The 24,654-nt window shown below is 68.5% G+C and carries 25 protein-coding genes; 7 read left to right on the forward strand and 18 right to left on the reverse strand.

Annotation, left to right across the window (positions count from 1 at the left end; translation table 11 throughout):
• Positions 1 to 126 precede the first annotated feature (126 nt).
• From ssb to ITJ61_RS03865, 6 genes are all read right to left on the reverse strand, one after another.
• Positions 127 to 822, reverse strand: coding sequence for a single-stranded DNA-binding protein (gene ssb / locus ITJ61_RS03840; RefSeq protein WP_194685513.1), 696 nt, complete (start codon positions 820 to 822; stop codon positions 127 to 129).
• 180 nt (positions 823 to 1,002) lie between these two features.
• The gene (locus ITJ61_RS03845) at positions 1,003 to 1,434 is read right to left on the reverse strand and encodes a hypothetical protein (protein WP_194685514.1); all 432 of its coding nucleotides are present in this window, start codon (positions 1,432 to 1,434) and stop codon (positions 1,003 to 1,005) included.
• Between the two features lie 45 nt (positions 1,435 to 1,479).
• Positions 1,480 to 2,676 carry a hypothetical protein gene (locus ITJ61_RS03850; RefSeq protein WP_194685515.1) on the reverse strand — a complete coding sequence of 399 codons (1,197 nt, stop codon included), beginning with the start codon at positions 2,674 to 2,676 and terminating at the stop codon, positions 1,480 to 1,482.
• Positions 2,673 to 6,884, reverse strand: coding sequence for a DNA polymerase III subunit alpha (gene dnaE, locus ITJ61_RS03855; protein ID WP_194685516.1), 4,212 nt, complete (start codon positions 6,882 to 6,884; stop codon positions 2,673 to 2,675). The genes ITJ61_RS03850 and dnaE overlap by 4 nt, the downstream gene beginning before the upstream one ends.
• 7 nt (positions 6,885 to 6,891) lie before the next feature.
• On the reverse strand, positions 6,892 to 8,751 hold the full coding sequence (locus tag ITJ61_RS03860) for a hypothetical protein (RefSeq protein ID WP_194685517.1): 1,860 nt from the start codon (positions 8,749 to 8,751) through the stop codon (positions 6,892 to 6,894).
• A 48-nt stretch (positions 8,752 to 8,799) separates the two neighbouring features.
• Positions 8,800 to 10,020 carry a hypothetical protein gene (locus ITJ61_RS03865; RefSeq protein ID WP_194685518.1) on the reverse strand — a complete coding sequence of 407 codons (1,221 nt, stop codon included), beginning with the start codon at positions 10,018 to 10,020 and terminating at the stop codon, positions 8,800 to 8,802.
• Between the two features lie 852 nt (positions 10,021 to 10,872).
• Here ITJ61_RS03865 and ITJ61_RS03870 point away from each other — a divergent pair.
• The 5 genes from ITJ61_RS03870 to ITJ61_RS03890 all read left to right on the forward strand — a co-directional run bounded on the left by ITJ61_RS03870 (position 10,873) and on the right by ITJ61_RS03890 (position 15,139).
• Positions 10,873 to 12,525 carry a hypothetical protein gene (locus tag ITJ61_RS03870; protein WP_194685519.1) on the forward strand — a complete coding sequence of 551 codons (1,653 nt, stop codon included), beginning with the start codon at positions 10,873 to 10,875 and terminating at the stop codon, positions 12,523 to 12,525.
• A 37-nt stretch (positions 12,526 to 12,562) separates the two neighbouring features.
• Positions 12,563 to 13,453: a hypothetical protein gene (locus tag ITJ61_RS03875; protein WP_194685520.1), complete on the forward strand. Its 891-nt coding sequence runs from the start codon at positions 12,563 to 12,565 to the stop codon at positions 13,451 to 13,453.
• A 6-nt stretch (positions 13,454 to 13,459) separates the two neighbouring features.
• Positions 13,460 to 13,849, forward strand: a complete 390-nt coding sequence (locus ITJ61_RS03880) for a hypothetical protein (RefSeq protein ID WP_194685521.1) — start codon at positions 13,460 to 13,462, stop codon at positions 13,847 to 13,849.
• Positions 13,846 to 14,790, forward strand: a complete 945-nt coding sequence (locus tag ITJ61_RS03885; protein ID WP_194685522.1) for a hypothetical protein — start codon at positions 13,846 to 13,848, stop codon at positions 14,788 to 14,790. Before ITJ61_RS03880 ends, ITJ61_RS03885 begins: the two co-directional genes overlap by 4 nt.
• Before the next feature lie 94 nt (positions 14,791 to 14,884).
• On the forward strand, positions 14,885 to 15,139 hold the full coding sequence (locus ITJ61_RS03890; protein ID WP_104306726.1) for a hypothetical protein: 255 nt from the start codon (positions 14,885 to 14,887) through the stop codon (positions 15,137 to 15,139).
• 85 nt (positions 15,140 to 15,224) lie between these two features.
• Here the strand turns inward: ITJ61_RS03890 and ITJ61_RS03895 are convergent, their stop codons facing one another.
• From ITJ61_RS03895 to ITJ61_RS03935, 9 genes are all read right to left on the reverse strand, one after another.
• Positions 15,225 to 15,818, reverse strand: a complete 594-nt coding sequence (locus tag ITJ61_RS03895) for a hypothetical protein (RefSeq protein ID WP_194685523.1) — start codon at positions 15,816 to 15,818, stop codon at positions 15,225 to 15,227.
• Positions 15,815 to 16,696, reverse strand: coding sequence for a DUF2637 domain-containing protein (locus tag ITJ61_RS03900; protein ID WP_194685524.1), 882 nt, complete (start codon positions 16,694 to 16,696; stop codon positions 15,815 to 15,817). Before ITJ61_RS03900 ends, ITJ61_RS03895 begins: the two co-directional genes overlap by 4 nt.
• Positions 16,693 to 18,552, reverse strand: a complete 1,860-nt coding sequence (locus tag ITJ61_RS03905) for a UvrD-helicase domain-containing protein (protein WP_194685525.1) — start codon at positions 18,550 to 18,552, stop codon at positions 16,693 to 16,695. The genes ITJ61_RS03900 and ITJ61_RS03905 overlap by 4 nt, the downstream gene beginning before the upstream one ends.
• 36 nt (positions 18,553 to 18,588) lie before the next feature.
• On the reverse strand, positions 18,589 to 18,939 hold the full coding sequence (locus ITJ61_RS03910; RefSeq protein WP_416366843.1) for a WhiB family transcriptional regulator: 351 nt from the start codon (positions 18,937 to 18,939) through the stop codon (positions 18,589 to 18,591).
• Positions 18,936 to 19,271 carry a hypothetical protein gene (locus ITJ61_RS03915; RefSeq protein ID WP_194685526.1) on the reverse strand — a complete coding sequence of 112 codons (336 nt, stop codon included), beginning with the start codon at positions 19,269 to 19,271 and terminating at the stop codon, positions 18,936 to 18,938. Before ITJ61_RS03915 ends, ITJ61_RS03910 begins: the two co-directional genes overlap by 4 nt.
• Positions 19,268 to 19,684 (reverse strand): hypothetical protein, encoded by a 417-nt coding sequence (locus ITJ61_RS03920; protein ID WP_194685527.1) that lies wholly within the window; start codon positions 19,682 to 19,684, stop codon positions 19,268 to 19,270. Before ITJ61_RS03920 ends, ITJ61_RS03915 begins: the two co-directional genes overlap by 4 nt.
• A 176-nt stretch (positions 19,685 to 19,860) precedes the next feature.
• A complete protein-coding gene (locus ITJ61_RS03925) occupies positions 19,861 to 20,166 on the reverse strand; it encodes a hypothetical protein (RefSeq protein WP_194685528.1) in 306 nt (101 codons plus the stop codon).
• Between the two features lie 58 nt (positions 20,167 to 20,224).
• Entirely contained in the window at positions 20,225 to 20,863 is a 639-nt protein-coding gene (locus ITJ61_RS03930; protein WP_194677786.1) for a MucR family transcriptional regulator, read from the reverse strand.
• 117 nt (positions 20,864 to 20,980) lie between these two features.
• A complete protein-coding gene (locus tag ITJ61_RS03935) occupies positions 20,981 to 21,400 on the reverse strand; it encodes a hypothetical protein (protein ID WP_194685529.1) in 420 nt (139 codons plus the stop codon).
• A gap of 91 nt (positions 21,401 to 21,491) precedes the next feature.
• On the opposite strand from ITJ61_RS03935, the gene ITJ61_RS03940 reads away from it, so the two are divergent.
• Positions 21,492 to 21,659: a hypothetical protein gene (locus ITJ61_RS03940; RefSeq protein WP_181062928.1), complete on the forward strand. Its 168-nt coding sequence runs from the start codon at positions 21,492 to 21,494 to the stop codon at positions 21,657 to 21,659.
• A 124-nt stretch (positions 21,660 to 21,783) separates the two neighbouring features.
• Entirely contained in the window at positions 21,784 to 22,941 is a 1,158-nt protein-coding gene (locus ITJ61_RS03945) for an RNase H family protein (RefSeq protein ID WP_194685530.1), read from the forward strand.
• 55 nt (positions 22,942 to 22,996) lie between these two features.
• Here ITJ61_RS03945 and ITJ61_RS03950 read toward each other — a convergent pair whose 3' ends face one another.
• From ITJ61_RS03950 to ITJ61_RS03960, 3 genes are read right to left on the reverse strand one after another with little or no spacing between them, the layout of a single operon-like run.
• Complete coding sequence (locus tag ITJ61_RS03950; RefSeq protein ID WP_194685531.1) at positions 22,997 to 23,341, reverse strand: hypothetical protein; 345 nt, start codon at positions 23,339 to 23,341, stop codon at positions 22,997 to 22,999.
• The gene (locus tag ITJ61_RS03955; RefSeq protein WP_194685532.1) at positions 23,338 to 24,129 is read right to left on the reverse strand and encodes a hypothetical protein; all 792 of its coding nucleotides are present in this window, start codon (positions 24,127 to 24,129) and stop codon (positions 23,338 to 23,340) included. Before ITJ61_RS03955 ends, ITJ61_RS03950 begins: the two co-directional genes overlap by 4 nt.
• Positions 24,129 to 24,362 (reverse strand): hypothetical protein, encoded by a 234-nt coding sequence (locus ITJ61_RS03960; RefSeq protein ID WP_194685533.1) that lies wholly within the window; start codon positions 24,360 to 24,362, stop codon positions 24,129 to 24,131. Before ITJ61_RS03960 ends, ITJ61_RS03955 begins: the two co-directional genes overlap by 1 nt.
• Positions 24,363 to 24,654: the final 292 nt, after the last annotated feature.

Raw genomic sequence — 24,654 nt, forward strand, 5'->3', positions numbered from 1 at the left:
CACCGGCTCGAGTTCGTTCGAGTCGGATCTTAGGTTGCTGGCGTGACACCGTCGGGGCCCTCTCACGGAGGTAGGGCTGAGAGCCACCAGGCGGGTGAACGTCTGGTGGCCCTCAGCGGTCAGGGGTTAGAACATGTCGCCGTCCGTAGCGCCGGGACCGAACGGGTTCGCGCCCGCTGCGGGGACGCCCGCGGGGACAGCCTGCTGCTGGGGAGCGGCCTGCTGCTGGACCGGCTGGCCCTGCTGCTGCGCGTACTGCTGGCCCTGGTCGTACGGCTGAGCCGGAGCCTGCTGCTGGACCGGCGGCTGCTGCATCTGCTGCGCGGGCGGGTTCTGGTACTGGCCGGGAGCCTGCTGCTGCGCCGGGGTGTACCCCTGTGCCTGGGCTGCCTGCGCCTGCTGCTGGACCCCGCCGCCCTGCTGGCCGTACTGCGCCTGGGCCTGCGCGTTCTGGTCCGGGCGAGCCGACTTGCGGAACTCGGTCGTGCCGAAACGGACGGAGGCCGCGAGGTGCTCGGCGGTGACTTCGAAGCTGGTGCGCTTGACGCCTTCCTTGTCGGTGTACTCGTTCTGCTCGAGCTTGCCGACGAGGATGACCTGCTGCCCCTTCTTGATGGACTGGGCGGCGTGCTCGCCGAGCTCGCGCCAGGCGGAGAAACGCACGAAGGTCGTCGGTCCGTCCTTGAATTCGTTGGTCTGCCTGTCGAAGACGCGGTCGTTGACGGCGACCGTGCCGTTCGCGACGGCGACGCCGTTCTGCGTGTATCGCAGCTCCAGGTCCGCGGTTGCGTTTCCGACGAATGTGACGAGGGGGTTCACCATGATGCTGTTCCTTTTGCTTGGTGCTGTGTGGGTTTCCGTGGCGGCGGAGGTGCTGCTGCGGACGGCGAGCCGAGGCTGCCTGGCTCCCTATGCGGGGAGTGGTTCTGGCGGTCGTGCGGTGGTGCCTGGTCTCCTATGCGGGGGCCGTTCTGGCGGGTGTTGCTTCGGTGCCTGGCGTCTCTATGCGGGCACTCGTGTTCGGCGCAGCTGCGACTGGAATGCGCGGGCGAGGGTGCGCACATCCAGGGCGCTGATCCCGAACGGCCGCTCGCTGGGACTGACCGTCGTGACACCGCTGACGGCGAGCGCGAGCGTGCGAGGCAACCAGGCGTACAACTGCGGGCGAGTGTCGCCGGTCCGGACGATCAGGTCGAGTCCGGGGGCGGCCCGTGTGGTGAGCTCTTCCGCGATGCCGAGGTCGATCGCGTCGAGGCCAGGGAAGATGCCGTCACCGAGCGGGTGATCGTTCACCGCGCCCGTCGGGCGGATGGACTGGGAGAACGACCAACGCTCGCGACCGTGCGCGTCCAACCCGACACCCGCCACCTCCCACGGATTCGGCGAGCCAGCGGCTTGCACGTCGAGGATGAGGTGGTGGATGCGGTCGGGCATGGGATGCGCTCCTGGGGGTGGAGGTGGAAGGGCGGTGTGCCCTCCCTATGCGCCCGCGTCCTCGTACCGGCCCTCGCGAGCTTTCGCGCGCGCCTTCTGCTCCCGCTGACGGGAGGAGAGCTTGCCGGTGACGGCCTCGAGGATCTGCGCGCGGTGGAACTTGATCGCGCGCGTGGGTGTCCGGTGCCCGCGGTGGCACTGGTGCAGGTCCGCGGTGTCCTCGTTCAGGAACCGGCGGCACTTCGGGCACTCGACCACATCGAAGCGGCGGCGTTTGCCCTTGATGAGGGTCATGTACGCGTGCCCTGGCGTGCTGGAGGTGAGCATCCGTTTCGCGACCTCCGCAGGCACCTTGTACCCGTACTGGCGGCCGGACAGGTTGAACGTCATCTCCGCCGAGTACTGGTTGTAGCCGACGCCTTCGATGAACGTCGACGCGTACTTCGGCGGGGACTGCTTCGTCCCGGCGGCGAAGAGTCGCTCCCGGCGCCGCTCGAGGAGGTCCTGCGTCTGCGCGAGCGCGAGCGACGGACGGCGGTCTTCGAGGATCGCCTGCACCGCCTCCGACACGTACTCGTTGCGGCCATCAGGCATGCGAACGCCCGACACGCTCCACGTGCCGTTGGGTCCAGGCGTGATCCGGACGTGCCCCATGACGGTGCCGGCGGGGGTGTTCGCTTCCACGGGCACGTCGAACGTGCGCCCGTTGAGCTCCTTCGCGTACTTTCGGATGCTCGTCGCGCTCGGCATCCGCAGCTGCACGCCCGCACCTTCGTACTTCATGCGGTGCGTGCGGCGGTTGCCGGAGAGCGCGCGGCCTTCGGTCATGCCGGGCGTGTAGTCGTCGGGCATGATGTCGTACCCGCCGCCCTTGACCTGCTCGGCGTGCGCGAACGAGTGCGCCCACCATTCCGGGCGGTGCTTCGTCGTCTCCGGGTCGAACGGGTCCGGCGTCGCCTGCGCTTCCGCGTACCCTTCCTCGCGGAGGAGGTCCGCGCGGCGCTGGATGGAGGCCTGGCTCTGCTCGCGCAGCTCCCGACGCTCATTCGCCTCGCGCTCCTCCTGCCGCAGCCGCTCCTCGAGCGCCGACTCCTGCTCAGGTGTGAGCGCGTCAGGGGCGGCCACGAACGCGTCAGGGCTGGGCGTGGAGTGCTGCTGGTAACCGAACTGGGAGGCGCCGGCGACGCCGTGGCCTCGCGCGGCCTCCCGTGCGAGGCGCTGCTGCTCGGAGAGCTTGTTCATGCGGTGGCTCCTTCCAGGAGCGTCGAATCGGCGGGTTCAGTGGCACTGTGTGCGGCGGGTTCGGCCTCAGGGGCATCGTCGGGGGTGGGCTCCTCGGGAGACGCGACGACGTACGCGACCACATCCCCCGTCCGGTCGTCCCGGATCGGGAACCCCTGCAGCTCGCTCACCCGCACCTCCCCCGCCGCGATCTGCGCGGCCAGGTCGAGGTCGATCGCGAACCCGGCGTTGCGCAGCCGCAACCGGACCATCGCCGAGCTGAGGTTCGCGTCGACCGCTACGACGGGGACGGCGGCGCCCGTGCGGACGTCGACGAGCGGGACGGTCGCATGCTCGGCGAGTTCAGCTTCGCGCGCGGCGACTTCGAGCTGCGCCTGCTGGAGCTGCTCCAACCGCGCGATCTCGGCCGCCTGGGCTGCGGCCTCGGATTCCGCGTCGGCGGCGGCCTCGGCGAGCACGTCCGGGTCTTCGGTGCTCGGGAACTGGATGCCCAGCTCCGGGGCGTCCGGGAGCGTGTAGGTGCCGTCGTCGGCGACCTGGATCTCCTCGAGGTAGGAGACGGTGAGCTCGCGCTGGATGGTCGTCGAGACTTCCCCGCTCTCGCGGTCTTCGATTTCTACCTCGCGGATAGACACTTTGCCGCGGGCGAGCACGAGCGCACCGGCCGGCGGCAGCCCCTGCGGGGATTCCAGGTGCTCTGCGAGCCGGTCGTTCCACATGACCCCGTTGATCCGCGCGGACGATCCTTCGAGCGTGAGCTGGGCGAGCTTCCCGCCGCGGTACGCCCGCGTCGACACTGATGCCAGGAGCGCGAGCGTGGAGATGCGGGCACCGTTCACGTCCGGCAGCGCCTGCACCGGCAGGAGCGACGCGCGGAACTGCTCCGGGTTCATCGTCCCCTCCGGCACCCACGAGCGGACCTCTGCCTGGTGGAGCACGAGGGGGTGCGTGCCGAAGCTGATGCCGATGCGGGCGCGCTGACGGATCGCGCGCTCCAGCGTCGACCACTCCAGGGCGGGGACCGGGAGGGCGGCGGTCGCGAGGGCACGGCTGACGACGTTGATGCCGAGCCGCGGCCCGTACTCGTCCATCGCGCCCGCTTCCACGAGCGCCTCCAGCATGCGCTTGCCGAGCGTCGCCCGGTTCGCGGTCGGATCGAACGCCCGGTAGATCGACGGTAGGTCCGGGAACGTGCCACCGTGCGCCTCCCGCGCCCGGATCAGCCCATACGCGTCCTCACCGGCATCTTTGACTTCCGCCAGCCCGAGGCGCACTGAGGGGCCCTCCGGCTGTGTGACGGCACCCGAGCGGTTCACGTCCGGCGGGAGCACTTCGATGCCCTCGTTCGCGAGGCCTTGCATGATGCGCACGCGCCGATCGACCTTGTCGACGGTCGCGAGCAGGGCGGCACCGTACGCGGCAGGCCAGTTCGCTTTCACGTACGCGGTGTCGAAGGTCGTCCGGGCGTACGCGTAGCTGTGGCTGGCGTTGAAGGCGTAGCTGGCGTTGACCTTGATGGCCTCCCAGAGGCGTTCTGCCGTTGCCACGCTGAACGCCGGTGAGATGATCTCGCCAGCCTCGTCGCGGTATTCCTGTGTGGCCCGCTGGACCCAGCTGAGACCGATCGCGTCCATCTCGGAAGCGATCTTCTTGCCGATTGCCTTGCGCAGTTTGGATCGCTCAGCCGCGTCGAACCCCGCGACGACGCGTCCCAGAGACATGATCTGTTCCTGCATGACCATCAAACCCTGTGTGGTGCCGAGAACCTCTCCAATCCACCGGGCCTCCTCGGGGTCGTCGGTGAGGTAGCCGTAGTCGATTGCCTCGAGTCCGTGCTTGCGCGCCCCGTAGTGCTGGTGCATGCCGACGCCCATAGGGCCGGGTCGGTAGAGAGCGAGGATGGCGGACAAGTCATCCCAGTTCTCTGGCTTGATGTCTTCGGACAGCGCGGTGATGCCGTCGGATTCGAGCTGGAAGACGCCGCTGGTCTTGCCTTCGCGCAGGAGTCGGTAGGTGGCGTCCACACGCGGGTCGCCCTTGGTATTCGGGTGCGGGATCTCGTCGTGCGCGAGTTCGATGCCCTCGAACTCGCGCAGGTACTCGAACGCTTTCGCGAGCCCGTCAAGGTTCGCGAGGCCGAGAATATCGATCTTGCACAGGCCCAGCGCTTCGACGTCGCGCCCGTCCCAAGCGGTGTAGCGCAGCCCGTCCTCGTTGACGCGCACCGGCACGAGCTCGGCCACTGGCACGTCGGAGACGAGGAACCCGCAGGCGTGGACGCCGAGGGTGGACACGAGGTCCTCGAACGCTTCGGCGAGCTCCACCACGCGAGCGGCGTCTTCCCCGCCGACAGCGACCGCGGAACGGAACGAATCGGCGTCGGCGCGTGCGGGGTCGCGGAGCTTCTCGAACGTGAGCGGCTTGCCGCCGTCGATCGGGACTTCCTTCGCGAGGGTGTCGCCGACTCGGGTGAGTTCCAACACGCGGGCAGCGTCCTTGATGGCCTTCTTGGTGCGGGCGAACCCGAACGTGCCGATGCGGGCGACGTACTCGTTGCCGTATTTCCTGCCGAGGTAGGCGAACACCTCGTCGCGTCGGGCCGCCTCGAAGTCGGAGTCGATGTCGGGCATGCCTTTGCGGCCAGGCTCGAGGAATCGCTCGAAGAGGAGGTTGTGCTCGAGCGGGTCGATGGTGACGATGCCGAGGCAGTACGAAATCAGCGAACCTGCCGCCGACCCCCGGCCTGGGCCGGTGAGGATGCCTTGCGAGCGGGCCCACGCCATCATGTCGGCGACGATGAGGAAGTAGTCGGTCATGCCCATCTGGGCGACGACGTTGAACTCCTCCTGGAGCCGCGCGCTCACTTCCGCTGGCCGGTCGGGGCCGTAGATGCGGGTGGCGCCCTCGTTGATGAGGCGCACAAAGTACGCGGTGGTGTCCGTTTCGCCGTCCGGGAGCGGGAACTTCGGGAGGCGGATCTTGGATTCGGGGAGCACGTCTCCCGAGGCGAGCGCTGCGATCTCGCCGGCGGTCGTGACGGCGTCCTGCCACCACTGCTCGGGGCGCTTGGCGCGCATCTCCTGCTCGGAGGCGAGGTGGAACCCGGCGCCGTGGAAGGCGTACTTGGGGTTCGCGAGGGTCGACTTCGATTGGTGCGCGAGCCACGCGGCGTGAGCAGTGTCTGCATCCGGGCGGACGTAGTGGGCGTCGTTGGTCGCGACCATGCGCACGCCGTACTCAGCGGCAAGTTCTGCAGCTTCCGGGAGCACGCGGGATTCAGCCTCGATGCCGTGCTCCATCACTTCGACGAACACGCGGTCGGTGCCGGCGATCTCAACGAGTCGGCGGAGGGTGTCGGATGCGCGGTCGCGGTCGCCGCGGGAGAGGGACCCGAGGAACGCGCCGCCGAGGCAGCCGGTGAGGATGACGAGGCCCTCGTGATGTGCGGCGAGCAGCTGCAGGTCGATGCGGGGCTTGCCCTGGTGCTTCGACAGCTCGGCGGCGTTGGAGAGCGCGAGGAGGTTCGACCAGCCGGTCTCGTTCGTCGCGATGAGGGTCAGGTGCTCGTGGAAGCGCTTCTTGAGCTTCCGGGGAGGCGCGAGGAAGGTGGCACGCAGGGAGGCGAGAGCAACCAGCGCGTCGTCCAGGGTGACTGGCTGGTCTTTGTTCTCCGCGTCTCGTGCTCCCTTTTGTGTCGAGGAGAGCTCCCGGAACGCTGCGCTGGTTTCGCTGAGCTGGGCGTAGCCAGCGAGGAGCTCGATCGAAATGTCTCCGTCGTCGGAGGCCAAGAGATCCTCGATCATGGCGACGAATTGGACCGCCTGGGCAAGCTCACCCTCGCTGAGCTGGTCGAGAGCGAGCGCATCGCACGTGCTCGCCTTCTCCCCCGTCCCGGACTTCCCGTCGCCTTCGTCCGCGGAGGAATCGTCGGCGGGGATCTCGATGTAGTCGCGGTCGAATCGGGACCCGACGGCCAAGTAACTCTCCAAGCCAGCGAGGACTTTGATGTTGTGCTTGCGTCCGGCCTCGGTCATCTTCCAGAGCCCCGCGAGGGTTCCGTGGTCGGTGACCGCGACAGCGTTCTGACCGATGGAAGCGAGGTAGTCGAACATGTCGTTGCTCGCCATCCCATCCAGGAGCGAGTACTCCGTGTGGACGTGCAGGTTCGCGAACGGGACCGGGGCGGCGGCGGTGCTGGTGTCGGTCATGCTCGTCCTATGCGGCCGAGCCGGTGTCGGCGCTGTCGGCGCCATCGCCGAAGAACGATTCCGCGTCGAGGATCGCGTCGAGCAGGACCGGGACGCCGGAGCCTCGGGAGCTCTTCGTCGTCTGGTCGGAGTTACCTGGCGATCGGAGGGTGGCCTGGACGGTCACCGTTCCTGGAGTCGCCCGCTTGACGAACAGGCTGGTTGCACCCTGGTCCCACATGTCTCGCCACCCGACGGCGGCTCCCATGCCTGGCTGGATGAGGGTTGGGTGGTGGCGCTTGGCCTCGCTGAACGCGTTGTCCCGATTGAGGAATGCCACGAGCTGAGACTGGCCATCCCTGTGGAGTTCGAGGAGGAACCCGATGCGCATGCCACGGGGAACCCAGGCACCGTCGGCGCCGCGGCTCGCGTCGAAGACCCAGCCGAGCCGTTCGTTGAGGCGGTTGTTCTCGACGCTGTTGGCAGGGAATGGCGGCATGCCCGCCTCGTCGGGGTTCGCGAGGTGGGCTTTGCCCGAGCCAAGCGTGTTGTCGAGCGCACGGAGGAGGAGCTTGCCTGGTGACGAGTTTCGACTGGCCTCAACAGCGTCCCCGAAGAGGGCGTAGATCTCTCTGGTGAGGGACGCGGGGCTGGTGGTGTTGAGCGCCTGCATGACGTCCTCGTCGGCACTGAGACCCGCCCAGTGTCCGAGGGTGTGCATGACGTCAAAGACCTGCGCGAACTCGGCCGCGTTCTCGCCCTGGCGAGTGGAGTCGGCGTGGGACATGCCGAGGCGAAGCATGTGCTCGGTCGCTGCTCTGCGCACGCTCTCGTAGACGTCGTCCGTCACGTGTTCGTGGATGCTGGGCCAGTCGAGCTTCGCGTAGTCCTCGTGCAGGTGCCAGAGACGGATCATGGCCGCAGACATGCGGGCCTGGGTGAGGTCGCTGGTGAAGAACGTCTTGAGCGCGCGCACCGCAGCCGGGTCGTCGCCGAATACGCCTCGGGCGCCGACTTCCAGCTGGAGGGTGCGCTGACGCACCGAGTCGATCTGGAACTCGTTCTCGCTGGTGATGATGAACTGCGCGCGCGGGTCGTTCGTCGCGCGCTGCACAAGCTCGGCGCTGCCGCGTCCCTTGCCTTGCCCGTTGAAGACGCTGCGGATGAAGTCGGAGAGTTTCTGCTCCTGGGCGACCGCGGTGCGGGCGTCGACGGCCGCGGCGAGGTCGTCGGCGACCCAGATTGGGGTCCGTGAGACGTTGAGCTCGGTCGCCACGAAGGTGTCGTTGGCACCGCCGGGGAGGGAAGCGCGCCACGCGTTCGCTACCTTCTGCCAGGCGCCCATGATGGCCATCGCGAGGTAGCTCTTGCCGGACTTGGGAGGTCCGAACAGGGACAGCGTGACGCTGGGGCGGGTGGGCAGGGTCGGGCGGAACATGGTCGCCCACGCGACGGCGCCGAACTTGCGGTGCGCGAAGGCTCCGGAGGCGAACCAGTGCGCGTACATGCTGCGCAGGTCGTCACGGACCTGCCGCTTGTAGTCCTCGATCGGCAGGTTCCGGTACGTGTCGACGACTCCGAACCGCGGGGCGGCGGCGAACGAGCCTGCTGTGACGCCCGGGAGAGTGGACTGCTCGTCAGTGGCACTGGGTCCGACTCTGACGTCTCCGGCGATGAAGACGGGGTGCCCGCTGGCGGTGGGGACGTACCCCATCGTCTCCCACGCGTCTTCGTGCACGATCTCGTCGCGGCGGTTGGATTTGATCGCTTTGAGGAACTTGCTGCCGAGGTCGCGGCGGAAGTCCGGATGGTTCGTGAGCTCCTGGGGGATGTCGACCTGCTTGCGGAAATGCCCGCTCGTCCAGTCGCCTGGGTTCGCGGCGAGCATCTCGCCGGGGCCTGTGGCCGTTGCGGTGAAGGTTTCCCCGTTCTCGACTCATTTGAACTCGACGGCCGCCTCCACTCGCACCGAGCGGCCATCCACGTCGGCGTCGATCGTGCCGGTCTGCTGCTCGGTCGAGGTCGGAACTCGAAGGGTCCGCACGGATTTGATGCGTCCGCCGATAGCGACGACCGGCTCCCAGTAGAACTCCTGCGTGATGGCGCTCTGCACGTACTCCTCGACGAAGGTGCCGTCTTCGGATACCCGGTAGTCGCCTTTCCGGTAGCCGGCATCTTCTGCGGCGACGGGGGAATCTGGAAGGATCTCGGCAACACAGGAGAGGGCGTCGTTCCAGCTGCCGACGCGGCTGAGGAAGTCGTCCATGCCGAGGCGCTCGCCGCCGACGTAGCCGACCGATTCCATGCGGAGCACCGCTTCTGGCCCGTCGAGGTCGATGAGTTTGGGGATGCCGTGCTTGCGTTCGATGAAGTCGTAGAGCTTCCGTGCCTGGTTCCACACGTTGCGGTTGCGGCGCACGTCGCCGTCGAAGGCGATGAGGCCGGTGCGGTTGTGGAAGACGATCTCCACGAGCCCTTCGACGTTGTTCCAGTTGCCGACGCCGATGAGGCCGATCACGAGGACCCGCTTCGCGCTCGGCACTCGGTCCAGGAGCGCGCGCAGCGCCAGCCGGTCCGTACGGCGGTCGCCGCTGGTCTGGGTCAGTTCCGCGTCGGTGACACCGGCACTGCGGAGGATCGCGGTGAGCGTGGAGTCGGCTTTCAGCGCTCCCTCGACGAAGAGGATCGTCGGCGCATCCATCAACCAGCTGTGCGGCACCGACGGCGACATGTCGAACGTCGATCGGCCGCTTTTCTCCAGCAGGTACTTGCGGGCTTTCCCGTTCTCGACCAGGGGCGTCAAGGGGCGGTACTGGAATTGGAGCGGCATGACGTCGACGCCCGCGGCGTTCACGTCCTGCAGGTCGTACCAGGGGATGACGAGCGTGTCCTCGCCTGTGGCTCCGCGCTCGAGCATGTCGGTCTGCTGCTTCGGTGGTCGCCCGCGTCCACTCTTGCGCATCTTCCGGACGCGCTTGAGGTCATCTTCGTCGACGACAGTGTCGTAGCCGCGGGCTGCCGCCACGAGCGGGGCGACGCCAGAGTCCGCGAGCTTGCGAGCACCGGAGCCTCGCGCGATGGCGTGGAAGTGCTCGGCCTCCCACGGAGTGAGGGGCTCGAGCTCGGAGAGGTTGGCGATGGGCGAGGGGTTCGTCATGGGGAACCTATGCGGGGGACGAGCGCGGTCGGTCCCTCGAGCAAGGGGTGCCCGCGACATTGCCCCGCCATCGCAGGCGACACGCCGTGCGTCGCTGGCAGGCGCGGCTCACGCCTCACCGCAGAATCGGCGACACGCCCGGCGATGCTCAGCTGCAGGCCCCATGGGCGTGTCGCGTGCTGGGATTTGCCTGTGAATCCAACAGTCGGCGCGGAACCCTGAAAACGGCGAAACATAGTTGGAACTTGGTCCCCGCGACGAGACCTAGGGCACGGATTCCTTTTTTGACCGGGACTTTCTCGGTCAAAACTTACCCTCCCGCCCAAACTAGCGATCCCGGAAATGTATACATAGAGGGATCAATAAAACAAAAAGGGAAATGAGACGAATTACCCTATAGATATATCTATCTATCTATAGATACCTTTTCCTTTAGCTAGTAGTAGTAGTAGTAAGGGTCTTCCTCTACTGCCGATTGGGCACTCGACCTAGGCGAGGTTCTAGGATCGCCTAGGAATCCCGGCTCTCACCTAGGTTTCGCCCAAAATCGGGCCTCAAAACCGGCACTTCGGCACCCGCAGCGGACCCCGCCAGCCCGACCCGACGACCACCCGAAATCGCCTCGGAAGCCCGGAACGGCGCGGATCGACGGAAAAATCACGACCGACCGCCGGGTTGCGCCGCCGGTCGGTCCGGGGTAACTTTTCGACAGCTGGGACCAGCCCACCGGTCTGTCGAGCCAGAGCCACGTCTCTGCCCGGACTCCGCCCCGCGCGCACCACCCACGCCCGCCGCGAGACACTCTCGCCGCGGGCGTTCGTCGTTTCCGTCCGGTCCCCGCATAGAGTGCGCATGACCGCCACTGCTCTTGCCCCTGTCTCCCACGCTCTCGGTGTCGTCGACGCCCCTCAGCTCGCCGACGCGCTCCGCGACCTGAACTTCGACGTCGTCGACGCAGCCGTGGAGACCCTCGAGCCGGAGCTCATGTCCGCCGCCACCTCTCGCGGCCCGTTCCGAGTCCTCGTCGCCGCCCCGCTCGGCGGCATCCCCGAACACCCTGCCGCGTTCCTCGCGCGCATCGTCAGCCAGGTCACGGTCGTCGTGCTCCACGCGACCGACGATGACCTCGCCGCGCACTCGCTCCCGGGCGCGCACAACCTCGTCCGCCCCGTCACCCTCGACCAGGTGCTGGCGATCCTCGGATACCAGCAGCTCGGCGATGCCCGCGGGGCCGTCCCGCTGGACGCGTATGTGCCGCCGGAGCCGGTCGCCATGCCGCTGCCGATGGCCCTGCCCCAGCCGCGGGCGCTGCCGACCCCAGCGCCCGCGGCGGCTCCAGGATTCGCGCTCCCCGCACCTGCGCCCGAGCTCGTCACTGCTCCTCCGGCGGCGCCGACCTTCGCTCCCCCTGCACCGGCCCCAACGCCATCTGCCCCCGTCTCGGCACATCCGTCCCCCGCTCCCGCCTCTGAGCCGCCTGCTGTACCTGCACCTGCACCTGCACCTGCCCCAGCGCCGGCGCCGGCTCCCGTGCGCGAGGACATCGGCGACGATCTCTTCACGTCCATCCCACCTGTCGTTACGCGGTCCCCGATGCACCCGGCTGGCGCGGAGGTGCCGCGGGAGACGCGGACGATCATCGTGTCCGCCGGCAAGGGCGGTGTGACGAAGACGACGCTGAGCCTGCTGCTCGCAGCTCTCGCATCCGAAGTGCTCGGCACGGATGCACGCGTGCTCTACATCGACGGGAACCGCGGCCAGGGCGACACGCAGGTCCTGCTCAAGGTGCCCGCCGGCGCGATCCCGACGGTGCACGACATGGCGCACACGCGTCCCGCCGATGTCGTCTCCACGCCGTCGCAGGTGAACGCCGCCCGCGGCATCCTCGGCAAGCACCGCCCGATCGGGTTCCACTACGTGCCCGCTCCCCCGCGCGGCTATGGCGGCGCGGACCGCACGCCCGCATCCTCGTATCGGGCGCTGCTGGACTGGGCGCAGGGGCGCTTCGACGTGGTCGTCATCGACACGCAGATGCTCGAAGACTCCCTCACGGACCTCGAACGCGACGTGTGGATCCCGGAGTACCAGCGCCGCGGCGCGTGGCTTGTGGCGCTCACCGACGAGTCCCGGATGGGCTTCAAGGGCCTGGAGCGCATCCTCGACGCGTACACGCACGGCTCCGACTCCAGCCGGGCCGTGTTCGTGAACGCGCTCCTCGCGCCAGAGACCGAGTTCACCGACGAGATCGAGCACCAGTGGCGAGCCGCTCTCGCGGGACGCGCGGACCACTTCGGCGGCACCACCGCGGAAGACCCGAGCTTCGAGGGCCTCCTGAACGCGGGCGCGTTCGACCCGCACCACCCCGCCGTCTACGCCACCGTCGCCAACCTGCTGCACCTCGCCACAGGCCGCGACGAGTTCGAGCTCCCCGACGACACCGAGACCGACGACGACTCCTCCGGCGCACGCGGCGGGCTGTTCCGGAAGCTGTTCGGCAGGCGGTAACCACACCGGGAACCGTGCGCTCGCGCATAGGTTCCCCATGCACCCCGCCGCCGCCACCGACGCTGACCCTGACGCCACCCCGGACGCCCGCACCCCCGTCGCGCATCTGCTCGCGCGCATGCGGATCGGCGCGGACCTCGCCCGACTGGGCCCGTCGGCGGGCTCGAGTGCAGCGGTCGCCATTCTCCCCAGCTTCGCGAGCATCGACGGCCATCCGTCCTGGGTGATCTGGGGCGGACCTGGAGAAGTGCGGTCCGTGGCCCCGGCTGGCACGCGCCTGACCTGGTCCGTGCGCGGCTCGTCGAGCTCACCCGTGCTGAGCGGTGCAGGCGAGCTCGACGAGCGCGGCGTGTGGACGCGAGAGCTGCCTCCGGGATGTGACCGTCCGCGGGCCTTTTCGCCGCACGCGCAGGCCCTCGCCTCGTTTGCGGCCGACGCGGCGGTGGCGCAGTGGGAGCTCGTCCAGCAGCTCGCACCGAACCTTGCCTCCCTTGCCCGCGCCTATACCGCCGCGCAGTTCGTCCTCCTCGACGCGGACCCGCTCGTGCGCCACCTGCGGTTCGGCATTTCCTGGCGCTCCGCCCCATCTCCGCTCGGGCGAGCTCTCGCCGAACTCGTCGCCACCGATGACCTTGCCCGCTCGGACGTCGACGCCGGAGTTCTGACCCTCGTCGGCGACCTCGTCCGGCGCCGCATCGACGAGGCCATTCACGACGTCGACTTGAGCTCGGTCCTCACCCGCGTCCGGGAGTCGCCGGCGCCGGCGCCGGCGCTGGCCGAGCTGATCCAGCTGTGGTCGATTGCGAACCCGACGCTGCAGGTGCGCCCCGAAGCGTTCGTCGCAGCCATCGGGCGTGCCACTGCGCTCCCGCCGTCCCTCGCCACCTCGCTTGCCGAAGACGCGGCGCGACACCCGCAGGTCGGGTGATCGCGCGTGGATGCCCTGCTCCTGAACGAGCGCAAGGACGAGATTCGTCAGCTCCGCGCCGCCGAGCTCACCCGTCTCGCCGACCGGACCTCCACCCTCGACGACCTCCTCGAGCGTGCCAGCACGCCAGAAGGTGAGCCGCTGCGTCGGTTGCGGATCCTTCAGGTGCTCGTCACCGCTGGGGTCGCGAACGCGGCCGCTGTTCGCGCGATCCGGCTGGCCGTCGATGAGGTCGAAGAGAGCGTCGATCGACCGACGTCGCTGACGCTCGCGTGGCTGATGGACGCCCGTTCCGGAGAACGCCGCCTCGACGCTCTCGGGGACGCCCTGAACGACCGCGAGGCTCCGCCCGAGCGCGGGTTCCCGTTCGCGGCTCCCTCTCGGGTGCGGCAATGACGGCGCGCACGAGGACGGTCCGGTCGCGTCCGGAGTTCGATGAACGCACCCTGTCTCGCCAGATCCTGCAGATCGCGCACACCACCACACCCGACGAACGGCGACGCCTCGCGGCCGCGGTTGCCGATCACGCGGTGCGCTCCGGGATCCTCAAGTCATGGACGGAAGTGTTCCTCGCGAAAGGCCAGGCGCTCGGAGCCAACGACGAGACGTCGGCGATCATGTCGAAACTAGATGTGCAGCAGATCGTCGCAGAGTCCCTCCTGACCCGCCTCATCGCAGTCACCCCTGCCGACTACGTGAAGGTGCAGAAGTGGTCCGGGTGGCTGTTCATGCGGGCCCGCGAGGCTGTCCGCGACAAGCGCGAGTCATCCGAGTACACGTACGCGTCCGGCATGGTGACGCTGCTGCGGCGCCGCAAGATCATCCAGACGATCACCGGTCAGCTCACGCGCGACCTCGGCCGGGAGCCGACCCCTGCGGAGGTGATCGCCGCGTGCGAACGGCGCGGCACCGACGCCTCCCGCCGACGCGCCGGGATCGCGCTCACCCTCGCCGACTTCGACGACGCCGCCGTCACACCGATGGCGGTCACCGCGGACGGTGGCGACCCCTTCGCCGAGCTCCCCTCTGCTGGCCAGACGCCGGAGGATGCCGCGCAGGAGTCCGAGAGCGACGCCAACGCTCGGAAGCTCGCAGGCAAGCTGCTGGAGCGTGCACTGGCGCTGGCAGGAGCCGCTGGTGCGCCCGTGCCAGCGGAGCTGGACACTGTCGGCGCCGCCTGGCTCGACCTAGTTCTCGAGGGGGTGCAGCAGCCGCGAACGGCGGACCTTGCCGAACGCACGGGGCTCGAGCGCCGACTGGTGGACCCGGCCTTGAAGCGGTGGCGGACGCTGCTCGTGCAGGCGCGGGCGCAGCTGACGCTCCCCGCGGCGTCGTAAACCCCTCTGCCGCCGCCACTGAGTGCCTTCCAGGTGCCCTGGTCGTCGTGCGTTCTAGACTCGTGGCAACTCGACAACGACGTGGGAGGCAGTCATGAAACTCAGGACCAAGCTCGGCGCCGCACTCTTCGCGGCCGCACTGGTGACCGGCGTCGGCGCCACCTCCGCTCAGGCCGCCTATCAGACGGGGCACCTCGTTCAAGGGCCGACCATGGCGGCATGCCAGACAAGCCTCAACAACGCGGTCAACACCTACACCAACGCCGGGAAGACGGTCACCCACATCTCAAAGTGCGTGCGGAATAGCGCGAATAAGTACACGGGCGCGGTCTTCGTACGGACGTACTGATCTCAGCCCACATCACAGCCCCGGTGTAGGAATGTACATTCGCACATTCCTACACCGGGGCTGTTGCTGTCCTGCCGGGCGCGCCCTAGAAGATCCGATCCTCGAACGGGTCGGGGAGGAAGAACCGGCCGTGGCGGTCCTCGGCGATGTCGTTCTCGTCGGTGCTGCGGGGTGAGAGGAATGTGTGTCCGTCGGCGACCCAGTAGATGGTGGTGCCGATGACGCCTTCGGTGAGGAGTTGCTGGCCGGCTTTGTCCCAGTCGATGAGGTTGAACGGCCAGTCGGTCATGTCGAGCACGGGCCGGTAGGTGCCGGGGATGTGGTCGAGGTTGTGGTGGACCTTGAACGCGATCGCGCGGGCGACGCCGGCGAGGGTGTCGTGCTTGCCGAGGTAGCGCAGCCACATCCCCGACAGCCATCCGCTGGTCGTGAGGTCGTTCGTCGCCGCTTCCACCTCGGGGAGCCGCTCGTACTTGAGGAGGTCATCGACGACCTGCTCGGTGATCGGCAGCGGCCCGTAGACCTTCTGCTGGTAGGCGAGGTGCTCGAGGAACGTCGATCCGGGACCTGGGATGGGCACGCCTCCGAGGTCCATCGTCGGCTCTGGCGGCAGGTGCGCGTCTTCGATGCCGTCGGGCGCGTAGTCGGGGGTGGGCGAGTGGAACGGTGCGTCGGTCATGGCTGGGCGGGGCTTTCGGTGTCGGCGACCGCGTTGGCGGCGGGCGGGTTGGCGGGTTCGAGGTTCCCGTCCGGGGTCATGAACGAGTAGCGCTGGCGGCCGGGCTTGTCCGAGTCTTCCACGACGGCGGGATCCTCGACAGAGATGGCCTGGGCTGTCGGCTCAGGAGCGTCGGCCTCTGCTGGCGTCGCCTCGACGATCGCCGCCTCGGCCTCCGGCGCCTGCTCCTCCGTCTCCTCGTCGCGGTGGCTGGCGGGCGTGAAGATGAGGCGGGTGATTTCTTCGGCGGAGAACAGCGCGGCGAGGGGTGCGCCGACGGCGATGAGCGCGCCGAACCAGGCCTCGCGCTGGGTGAAGTCCCACTCCCAGTAGCTCGCGGCGTGGGCGAAGTTGATGGCGACGCTGACGGCGGTGAACCCGCACAGCACGAGCATGGTGCGCACGACGCTTTCGCGACGCCAGCGGAGGATCGCGAGCGACAGCGTGTAGCCGAGGATCGCGCCGTCGATGAAGACCGGGGCGAGCCACTGCACGGCGCTGGGGATGCCCGTCCAGATCGCGGCTTCCGCGATCGCGGCGTAGGAGAACACGTAGGAGGCGCCCATGATCATGATGATGAGCAGGATCGCGAACGCGCCCACCCCGTACCGGTCGGGGCTGATGCGCGCGGCGCGCGGGACCTTCGGGGTCGTGACCGGTGCCGCCGTGGCGACGGGAGGCGTTTCGACCGTGGGGGTTGTCGTCTGTGGTGCAGGAGCTGCCTGCGGTTCGGGGGCGATGGTCTGCTGCTCGGACATGGCGATGGCCCTTTCCGGGGTCGGCTCGGCAATGCCTGGCGCGTATTGGGTGACGGCGTGGGGTGTGGCGATGGTGGTCATGAGGCGCTCCTGGTCGGGGCCTGCGCGCGCTGGCGGGCGGCGACTTCGGCGATCTTCGCGATGGTGGTGGGCAGCTCGTGCTGGACCCAGAGGGCAGCCATCGCGCGCAGGCCCGTCTCGGGCACGGCGGCGGCCGCGTCACTCAGCGGCACGGCCGCAGCACTGACGGGCGCGTTCACGACCTGGGCGATGAGCTCCTGCAGCACGATCTGGGATGCCGACGCCTGGGGCGCCGCGTTGTTCGGGACCGCCGCGGCGGCTGGTGCGGGGACGAACGCGTCCGGGGTGAGGGCGATGACCTCGCGCGGCGCGGGTGGTGCCGCGATCGGCCTCGGGACCTCGACGACGGGGCCGCTCGAGCTTTCGATGCCGCCTTGCCAGTCTTTCGCCCAGCCGAGCTCGGTCGCATCGAGGTGGTCCTTGGCGCGGGTGACGGCGACGTACGCGAGGCGCGCCTCTTCCCGGCGGATGGGCTTCGGGTTGCCATCGTCGTCGTGGCCGGGCTCGTAGAAGTCGTTGTGGATGCGCACGCGCGACCATTCCAGGCCCTTCGCGACGTGCGCGGTGGACACCGTCACGTCAGCGTCGTCAGGGTTCGCCGTGCAGGACTCGATGGCCTTGATGACGGTGCGCGCGGTGTACTGGTCGACGATCTTCACCAGCGGCTCAAGCTCTCGCAGTTCGCCGGACTCGACGAGGTTCTGCACCTCGCTCCAGCTCGCGAAGCTCGACAGGTCCCGGTGGTTCGTTTTGCCACGGTCCTGTAGTTGCTCGCACGCGGTGGCGAGCTCCAGCAGCGTCTTCGCTTGGTTCTGGCCGGCGACGTGGACCTTCTTACCTCGCTCCTGCTGCGTCATGATCGCGCGCAGGCTCCCACCGTTGGAACGGGCGAGGATCCCGTCGGGAGTGCCGCTCATGCGCCCGATCTGGCCGGACTTGCCGGGCAGTCCCGTCAGTCGCAGGCTCGCGTCGAGCCCGTCGAGCCACCAGTTGGCCTCGGTGGCGATGGTCTCCCCGAACCGGAACGACGTCGTCAGCTGGAGGATCTGCCCGCCGAACGCGTCCATGCTCATGGAGGCGCCACGCCAGCCATAGATCGCTTGCTCCCTGTCTCCCACCGCCACAATTTGCGTGTTCTGCTGGGCTTTCAGCGCCTGGATAATGACGGGGTTCGAGTCTTGCGCCTCGTCGAGGAAGATCGTGTCGTACGGCAGCTGCGGACTGGAGAGCGCCCACTGCTTGAGGTAGGTGTCGTGGGTGAAGGGGAGCTTGCCGTCGTTCCAGACGAGGTCTTCCCACGCGGCGATCGTGCACGTGTGCAGGTGAGCTTCGAGGAAGGCGCGGTCCTCTGTGACGATCAGGTCAGCCCACGCTGGCAGGGCCGGGGTGACCTCGATGATCTGGGTGACGCCGGAGTTGAGGAACTTGTTCAGCGTCTCGGTGACGAGCTTCGTCAGCTGCTCGCGCGAGAGGGTGCGGCTGGGCTTGTCGGCGCCGTCGACGAGGCGGACGGTCATGGCATCGTCGGTACCGTAGATCTTCGAGCGCTGCGCCCACGGCATCATGCGAGGTCCCGTGTTCATCCGCTCCTTGCGCGGCGCTCCATGGCTCGGGAAGGCGAGGGCGTGCATCGTCTTCGCGACCACGCGCGTGCCGGCAAACTTCTGCGCCGCGTCGGTGGCGATCGCACGGTTGTAGGCCAGGTAGAGGCTCCGGCGATGCTGGGTCGCGTCAGCGATGAAGGTGAGCGTCGCGGTCTTGCCGGTGCCCGCTCCCGCCTCGATGGTGAGGTTCTGGCCGGTAGCGGCGGCGGCGATGATGGCGGCCTGCTCTGGGGTGGGGGTTCGCGCGGACATGCGGCTCCTGAGATTCGACGGGTTCGGTCGCTCTCCCTATGCGGGCATGCTCCTGCGGGTCCGGCGCTTGAGGCTGCGCCGCTCCGACTCGTCGAGCCCGCCCCAGACGCCATCGTTGTGCCGTTCGGCAAGGGCGAGGGCCAGGCACTGCTCCCGCACGGGGCAGGGCCGGCACACGCGCTTCGCTTCGGCCCGCTGCGCCCTGCCTGCAGGGGTGGACGCCAGATCCTCGGGGAAGAACAGGTCCGGGTCAGCATCTCGGCAGGCGCGCAGATCACGCCAGTTCGACCCGTCCGCTCGGATGACTGGCGCGGACGGCGCTGGCAACCGAGCCGGGGCGGCAGCAGGTGCCGGAGATGCGCGGGTCGGCATCAGGATCGCCGTCATGCGCCGGTGGCAGGTACGAGGCGCAGGTCGGGGCGTCCGTGCTCGGCGGGTGACTGCTTCGCGCGTTCCGCGTCGGCCTGGCGTCGGTGCTCTTCTTCGTGGAGCCGGGCCCGGACCACCTGCACGTGCTCGTCGAGGGAAATGAGGAGGTGCGCGAGCTCCGTCGCGTCGTCGAGCTCCAGGCGCACCGGGTCGGCCCCGAACACGTCGATGACGGCGGACCCGCCGACGATCTTCGGGGTGCGGTCGATCTCGATGGTCACGGCCGCGCTCGAGCCGATGGCGGTCGTTCCGGCGAACTCGCGCAGGCTGCGGTCGGTTATCGCGCTCATGCGGCCGCTCCTGGGGTGAGGTCCTCGGATGCTCGGACCCACAGGACCAGTGTGGTGGCGACCATGAGTGCGTACCAGCTGAGGCTCGCGACGACGTCGCCGTGGACGAAGCCGGCACGGACGCCGAAGATCGCGGCACCGATCATGACCAGCGCGGCGAGTACAAATGTCGCTCGGTCCACGAGCCGGTCGAATGCTCGGCTGTTCGCGGCGGATGTCGTCAGGAGGCCCGTCAGGAGCGCGAAGGCGAGGATGGCGGTGAAGCCGATGTTGGCGCCGATCCATCCGTAGGCGAAGAGCGTCACCGCCTGGATGACGGCGGTTGCGAGGATCAGTGCTCGCACCGCTCCGGGAGCAATGCGGCGGAGGGCGTCCGGAGCGATCGGCGGGCGGAGAGCTGTGGGGAATCTCATGCCGACCCTATGCGCGGGATGCGCAGGTCCGCGCCCCGGTGACGGCACCGCCGGGAGCATCACCGGGGCGCGGACCTGCGACGAGCCAAGTGGTGGTGCGCCCCAGGACTGGCCCGTCCCGGCAGACGGTACACAGATCCGGCAAGGCTGTGGGGCAAATACGGCGAATCGCTGTCTTAGAGCGTCGGCGTCAGGTGCCGGGTCGAAGTCGGCGCAGGCCGCAGCGCGGCCGCGGGCGTGAGCGGGGCATCTTTGGCGTCGGCGATTTCCGTCAGGAGCCTATCGAGCGCATCTCGGAGATCCGTGACGTTGGAGAGGTCGATGACGAGCACGGGCGAGTCGGCGACGCGGATTTCCGCGATGCCCTCCTCACCGAAATGCGCATCCGTGGGAGTCGCGTCGACGCGGGCGTGAATGGACGCGTCGTCGGCGAACACCTGGATCGTGTGGGAAGGGACGGAAAGTGCGCGGACGTTCGACATGGGGCGGTGTTCTGAGGTTCTCCCCCTCGCGCCGGCGGCGCAGGTGGGCTCAGCGCACCTATGCGGGCGGGGAGAACGTGCGCCAGTCGTTCCAGCCGGGGAGGTGCTCATCCAGCCAGGCGCGCCTGGTGTCGTCGAGCGTGCCGTGCTGCGCGAGGACTCGGTTGCGTTGCATCCATTCCGCGTGCTGGCGTTCAGCAGCGTCGTCGCTGCGTCGCCGCGGAAGGCGTTCGTTCTGGCGCGTGAACGCGAGGTACTCGTTCGCGGAGGCCGTCCATTGCTGCGCACGCGTCGAGCTCCGCCCCTCTCGGGCACTCTCGGCTCGCCCGAGGCGTGCGTGTTCGACGCCGGCTGGAGAGATGCGCGGCTTCAGCTCCCCCGAGCGAAGCCGCTCATGGACGTCGATCAACGCCTGCTCCCCCGCTTCTTGGAACCTCGCCCATGCCTCTGTGCCCTGGGCCGCTTTCGCGGCGGCGGAACGGCGACGTTGCAGCTCCAGGCTCGAGAGCGGTTGCTTGCGGGCGAGGCCGTGCTTGTCCCGATATTCGTCGCTGGTCATGCCGTGGGTGTGCTTGAGGTGGTTGGGGAGCCATGCCAGGCGCTCTCCGCATTCGTGGCAGAGGATCGTGTGCTCATCTCGGTCCACTTCCCCGTAGATGCCGAAGCCGGATGGATCGATGCCCACTCTCGGTGTCATACGAACTCACCCTCGTCGTCGGTGCTTGCCCGCGCGTGTGCGCCGTCACGGTTGCGGACAACGGTAGACGCATCGGACGCTCGCGCATAGCCCCCGAATGGTGAGTTCTGCCCGGCATCAGACGGAGACGGTGGCGCCGAAGCTGTGGGAACGGACGAGCTGCTCCGCGGCGGTGAACGCGGCTTCTGCACTCTCGTACCAACGCGCTGTCGGAGCGATCTCGAGGTTGATGAAGTTGTCGTCAACGAAGGCCCCGTCCTCGTCGTACGCGGTCACGCCGAGACGCGCGTCGATCTCGTAGCGGCCGTCGCCGTTGTCGTACACATGGGCCGCGATGTCCTGCGAGAGCGCGCGAGTGCCCTCCAACGGCGCAAGCTCGCGCGACCTGGAGACGAATCCCAGCTGCCCTTCGGGACCTTCGGCGAGATGTCGGATCGGTTCGGTGACTTCGGCGAGCACGAACAGCCCGGTGATGGCATCGATGTGGGTTTCGAGGACGTGCGGGCGGTACTTGGGCGTGGTGAGCGTGGCCGACATGGTGGACTCCGATCGTGACGTGAGGGGCGATGCCTGGCTATGCGGGCTTCGCTTCTGCACTGTGTGCGGTGCCTGCCCGCATAGATCAGCCATGAACTTCCCACTGCTGTGCTGGGCCGCCCTCGTGGCCGGCGCCATCCTCCTCGTGTCCTCATCCATCGCGGGCGTCTTCAACGGCGCGAGTCTCATCGGCGTGCTGCTGGTCATCGGTCCCCTCCTGGTCCAGATTCCCTCCTCCGCCAACCAGGGCGGTGAGTGACGTGGAGCTTACGAACCACCACCGACGCGGAATGTCCGTTATCAGTGAATGGGGTTCCATCGTTGCCGAAACGCGACAAAACCTCGGATTTCATCTCGCGAGTGAGACAACCGCCGAGCCGTGCATGCGACATTCCGGTCACGACCGCCTCCGCCTCTACACGCGCGACGCGGTCCTGCAGCAGCTCCCCGACGAGGTTCCCGCCGGGTCTGTGCACACGCTCCGCGCGACGTTCACGAGGTCCCCAGTCACCCCGCCACTGTTCGGCGAACGAGGGCAGCTGCTCTGCGCGGGCCTCGACGTGCAGTTGCGCATCTTCGACCTCGACGGTGCGCCGGCTCGCGCGTCGTGGGAGGTGACCGAGCGCACGGTCCAGGGTCCGTCCGAGCATGAGACGGCAGCGATCGTCCTCGCCGGCGTCCTCGACGCCGCCCATGAGTTCCTGCGACGCAACCGCACGGCCCGCCTCGAGCTGCACCTGCCCGACCGGCTCCTGCGCATCTTCGGACCAGGCGACCTCGGCCGCCTCTCGCTGCTCGTCGCCGAAGACCTTGACCAGGTCACCGCGAATCTGCGCGCCGCCGCGGTCGCCCGCTGGCTGGATGAGCTGAAGACGCTCGGCTTCGAGCGACGCGCGGCCCTCCTCGCACAGGCGAAGACCAGCGCGGACCAGGTGCCCATCCCGCACCGCTCGGAAGTCACGTACGCCACGGACGCGTCCGTGCATCCGTGGCCGAGCCGGTACGGGAAGGCGCGAGCCGCGTGGGTGCGAGAGGACGGACGGTTCTTCGTCTCGCCGGCGCAGGGCACGATCAACGTCCTCGCCGTCGAGCTCCGCGCGATCCTCGCAGCGCTCACGCACGCCGCCACCCACGAACGCATCCGCGTGCTCACCGACAACCTCAACGCCGTGGAGCTGCTCACCCCCGGCAAACGCCAGAACACGGCCGAGCACCCGAAGGTCGTCACCACGGCGCTGGCCTCCATCCGGGAACGCCTCGACCAGTTCGAAGTGCGCCCGCTCATCGAGCATGTCCGAGGTCACTGCGGGCATCCGTTGAACGAAGCGGCCGACGGTCTCGCCCGCAACGCTCGCATGGCCGACAGCGCCGAGCTCCCCTTCGCGCTGGATCTCGTCTCCCGCGCCTGCACCGACTACGCGGACCTCCGCCGCGCCGCATCCCCGGATGCAGTCACCACGCCCGTTGTCGCGCGGGTGCCTCGTGCTCGGGTGCGGCAGCGCGTGGAGAAGGCGCTCGAGCTCCTCGAGAGCGCACGATAGCCGCACACGACAACGGCCCCCACGAAGTTCGTGGGGGCCGTTGCTCTGCGCAGGCTCAGTCCGGCTGGACGATCACCAGGCGCCGACCGGCGAACACTGGGGCAAGCACGTACGACGGCGTCCCGTTCGGGTGCTCACCCACCGGCGACTGTGCCCACAGTCCGTACCGGACCTTCTCGTGGCGGCGCTCGTGGTCATCGATCGGGTAGAAGACGGTGCCCACCTCGAGTGTCTCGAGGAACGCGTTCAGCCGGTCGGCGACGGAGAACTCCACCGTCTGGCACCGCTTCGCCTCGGCGAGCTCGTTCCCGTTGATGGGCGCCTCCGCACCTGTTGCGAGGACGTCGCCGACGGTGGACAGGTACGGGTTGATCCCAGTGGTCTGCACAAGCATGGTCATGCCGCCTTTCGATCTGCGGCGACCCGGATCGAGTGGCCGATGCTGAGGTGATTGGAGTGGAGCCGCTCGAATCCATCGAGCCGGTCCCCGAACGTCAGGAATGCCTCGCCGCCGACGTGCGCGTACTCGGTCACGACCGCATCGCCGCCGACCATGGCGTCATCGCCGCCGACCGCGGACCCGGTGAGATGTCCGTGCCCGAACCCTTGGAAGCGGTCGAACACGGATGCGCCGTCGTCGAGGCGGAAGTGCTCGGACAGGCGGACGTGGTTGTGGGTCTTCGCGTCTCCGGCCACGATCACGTCCCCGGAGAGGTCTCCCCCGGCGAGCTCCGCCTGGTCGGCCGCTCTGGCGCGGTCGCGGAGGCGCGTCGCGCCGTGCAGGTGCGCGCGGTCGAGGGCTCGGGAGTCGTCTTCCATGACGACGTTCCCGCGGACGGTGGCCGAGTGGCGGGCCTGGGCGCGGTGACGGAGGACGGCGTTGCCGTGCACTTCCGCGTCATCGAACACCCACGCGTCGTCTTGCAGCCGCAGGGTCCCGTCGGCAAGGTGGACGCTCTCCACCCACCCGCCGAAGTCGCCCGCGGAGACGTCGACTGCGGGGATGTCGCGCACGGCTCGGATGCGGCGCAGGCTCACGCGCCGCCCCTCGGGATTGCGGGAGGCGATCCGCGCCTCATCGGTCAGCTCGAACGAAGGCAGGTCGACGGGGCCTGCTGGGCTGTACCCGTCGAGCGTTCCGGCGCTGGCGGGGACGTATCTCAGGTTCCGGGATTCGACCGTCGCCATCACGCGACCGCCTTGAACAGCGACTCGTCAAGCATTTGCGCAGCGGTCGAGCTCCCGATCGCCGCGAACCCGCGAAGCAGGTCATCGCGGCTGGTGATCGTCGTCGGCACCTGGTCCGCACTGGCAGGAGGCCAGACAGACGGGGCGCGCAGGGAACGGCGTCGGTGGCGGGCGATGTCGGCGCCGGAGACAGGGCCGGCGACGGAGGTGGGCAGGGTGGCGGTGCTGGCCATAACGGCTCCTCGGAAGAGGGGTGAACAAGGTCACCGCCCCTATGCGGGGACCTTTCAGATCAAGGCTGGTCGAAGGCGGCCTGACTGTGCTCTTCCTGCAGGAGGCACAGGAGGCTGTTTATAGCGATCTCCACCGTGGTCGAGGAGAGCGACGCCGCGACTAGCAGTAGTGGTCGGGGAATCGACGCTCCTGCATTACGTCGCCGCTCTGAGGAGTGCTCCCGATCACGCTTTGCGTGGTCCGCGACGTCGTGTCGCAAATGGTCCGGGCTCGGCCGGTCAAGTACGGTCA

It is taken from the genome of Pseudoclavibacter sp. VKM Ac-2888 (genome assembly GCF_015351285.1).
Classification (GTDB): domain Bacteria; phylum Actinomycetota; class Actinomycetes; order Actinomycetales; family Microbacteriaceae; genus Pseudoclavibacter.

Coding starts and splice junctions, on each gene's coding strand:
- ssb (WP_194685513.1), bottom strand. CDS start 822: ATGGTGAACCCCCTCGTCACATTCGTCGGAAACGCAACCGCGGACCTG.
- ITJ61_RS03845 (WP_194685514.1), bottom strand. CDS start 1,434: ATGCCCGACCGCATCCACCACCTCATCCTCGACGTGCAAGCCGCTGGC.
- ITJ61_RS03850 (WP_194685515.1), bottom strand. CDS start 2,676: ATGAACAAGCTCTCCGAGCAGCAGCGCCTCGCACGGGAGGCCGCGCGA.
- dnaE (WP_194685516.1), bottom strand. CDS start 6,884: ATGACCGACACCAGCACCGCCGCCGCCCCGGTCCCGTTCGCGAACCTG.
- ITJ61_RS03860 (WP_194685517.1), bottom strand. CDS start 8,751: ATGCTCGCCGCGAACCCAGGCGACTGGACGAGCGGGCATTTCCGCAAG.
- ITJ61_RS03865 (WP_194685518.1), bottom strand. CDS start 10,020: ATGACGAACCCCTCGCCCATCGCCAACCTCTCCGAGCTCGAGCCCCTC.
- ITJ61_RS03870 (WP_194685519.1), top strand. CDS start 10,873: ATGACCGCCACTGCTCTTGCCCCTGTCTCCCACGCTCTCGGTGTCGTC.
- ITJ61_RS03875 (WP_194685520.1), top strand. CDS start 12,563: ATGCACCCCGCCGCCGCCACCGACGCTGACCCTGACGCCACCCCGGAC.
- ITJ61_RS03885 (WP_194685522.1), top strand. CDS start 13,846: ATGACGGCGCGCACGAGGACGGTCCGGTCGCGTCCGGAGTTCGATGAA.
- ITJ61_RS03890 (WP_104306726.1), top strand. CDS start 14,885: ATGAAACTCAGGACCAAGCTCGGCGCCGCACTCTTCGCGGCCGCACTG.
- ITJ61_RS03895 (WP_194685523.1), bottom strand. CDS start 15,818: ATGACCGACGCACCGTTCCACTCGCCCACCCCCGACTACGCGCCCGAC.
- ITJ61_RS03900 (WP_194685524.1), bottom strand. CDS start 16,696: ATGACCACCATCGCCACACCCCACGCCGTCACCCAATACGCGCCAGGC.
- ITJ61_RS03905 (WP_194685525.1), bottom strand. CDS start 18,552: ATGTCCGCGCGAACCCCCACCCCAGAGCAGGCCGCCATCATCGCCGCC.
- ITJ61_RS03910 (WP_416366843.1), bottom strand. CDS start 18,939: ATGACGGCGATCCTGATGCCGACCCGCGCATCTCCGGCACCTGCTGCC.
- ITJ61_RS03915 (WP_194685526.1), bottom strand. CDS start 19,271: ATGAGCGCGATAACCGACCGCAGCCTGCGCGAGTTCGCCGGAACGACC.
- ITJ61_RS03920 (WP_194685527.1), bottom strand. CDS start 19,684: ATGAGATTCCCCACAGCTCTCCGCCCGCCGATCGCTCCGGACGCCCTC.
- ITJ61_RS03925 (WP_194685528.1), bottom strand. CDS start 20,166: ATGTCGAACGTCCGCGCACTTTCCGTCCCTTCCCACACGATCCAGGTG.
- ITJ61_RS03930 (WP_194677786.1), bottom strand. CDS start 20,863: ATGACACCGAGAGTGGGCATCGATCCATCCGGCTTCGGCATCTACGGG.
- ITJ61_RS03935 (WP_194685529.1), bottom strand. CDS start 21,400: ATGTCGGCCACGCTCACCACGCCCAAGTACCGCCCGCACGTCCTCGAA.
- ITJ61_RS03940 (WP_181062928.1), top strand. CDS start 21,492: ATGAACTTCCCACTGCTGTGCTGGGCCGCCCTCGTGGCCGGCGCCATC.
- ITJ61_RS03945 (WP_194685530.1), top strand. CDS start 21,784: ATGCGACATTCCGGTCACGACCGCCTCCGCCTCTACACGCGCGACGCG.
- ITJ61_RS03950 (WP_194685531.1), bottom strand. CDS start 23,341: ATGACCATGCTTGTGCAGACCACTGGGATCAACCCGTACCTGTCCACC.
- ITJ61_RS03955 (WP_194685532.1), bottom strand. CDS start 24,129: ATGGCGACGGTCGAATCCCGGAACCTGAGATACGTCCCCGCCAGCGCC.
- ITJ61_RS03960 (WP_194685533.1), bottom strand. CDS start 24,362: ATGGCCAGCACCGCCACCCTGCCCACCTCCGTCGCCGGCCCTGTCTCC.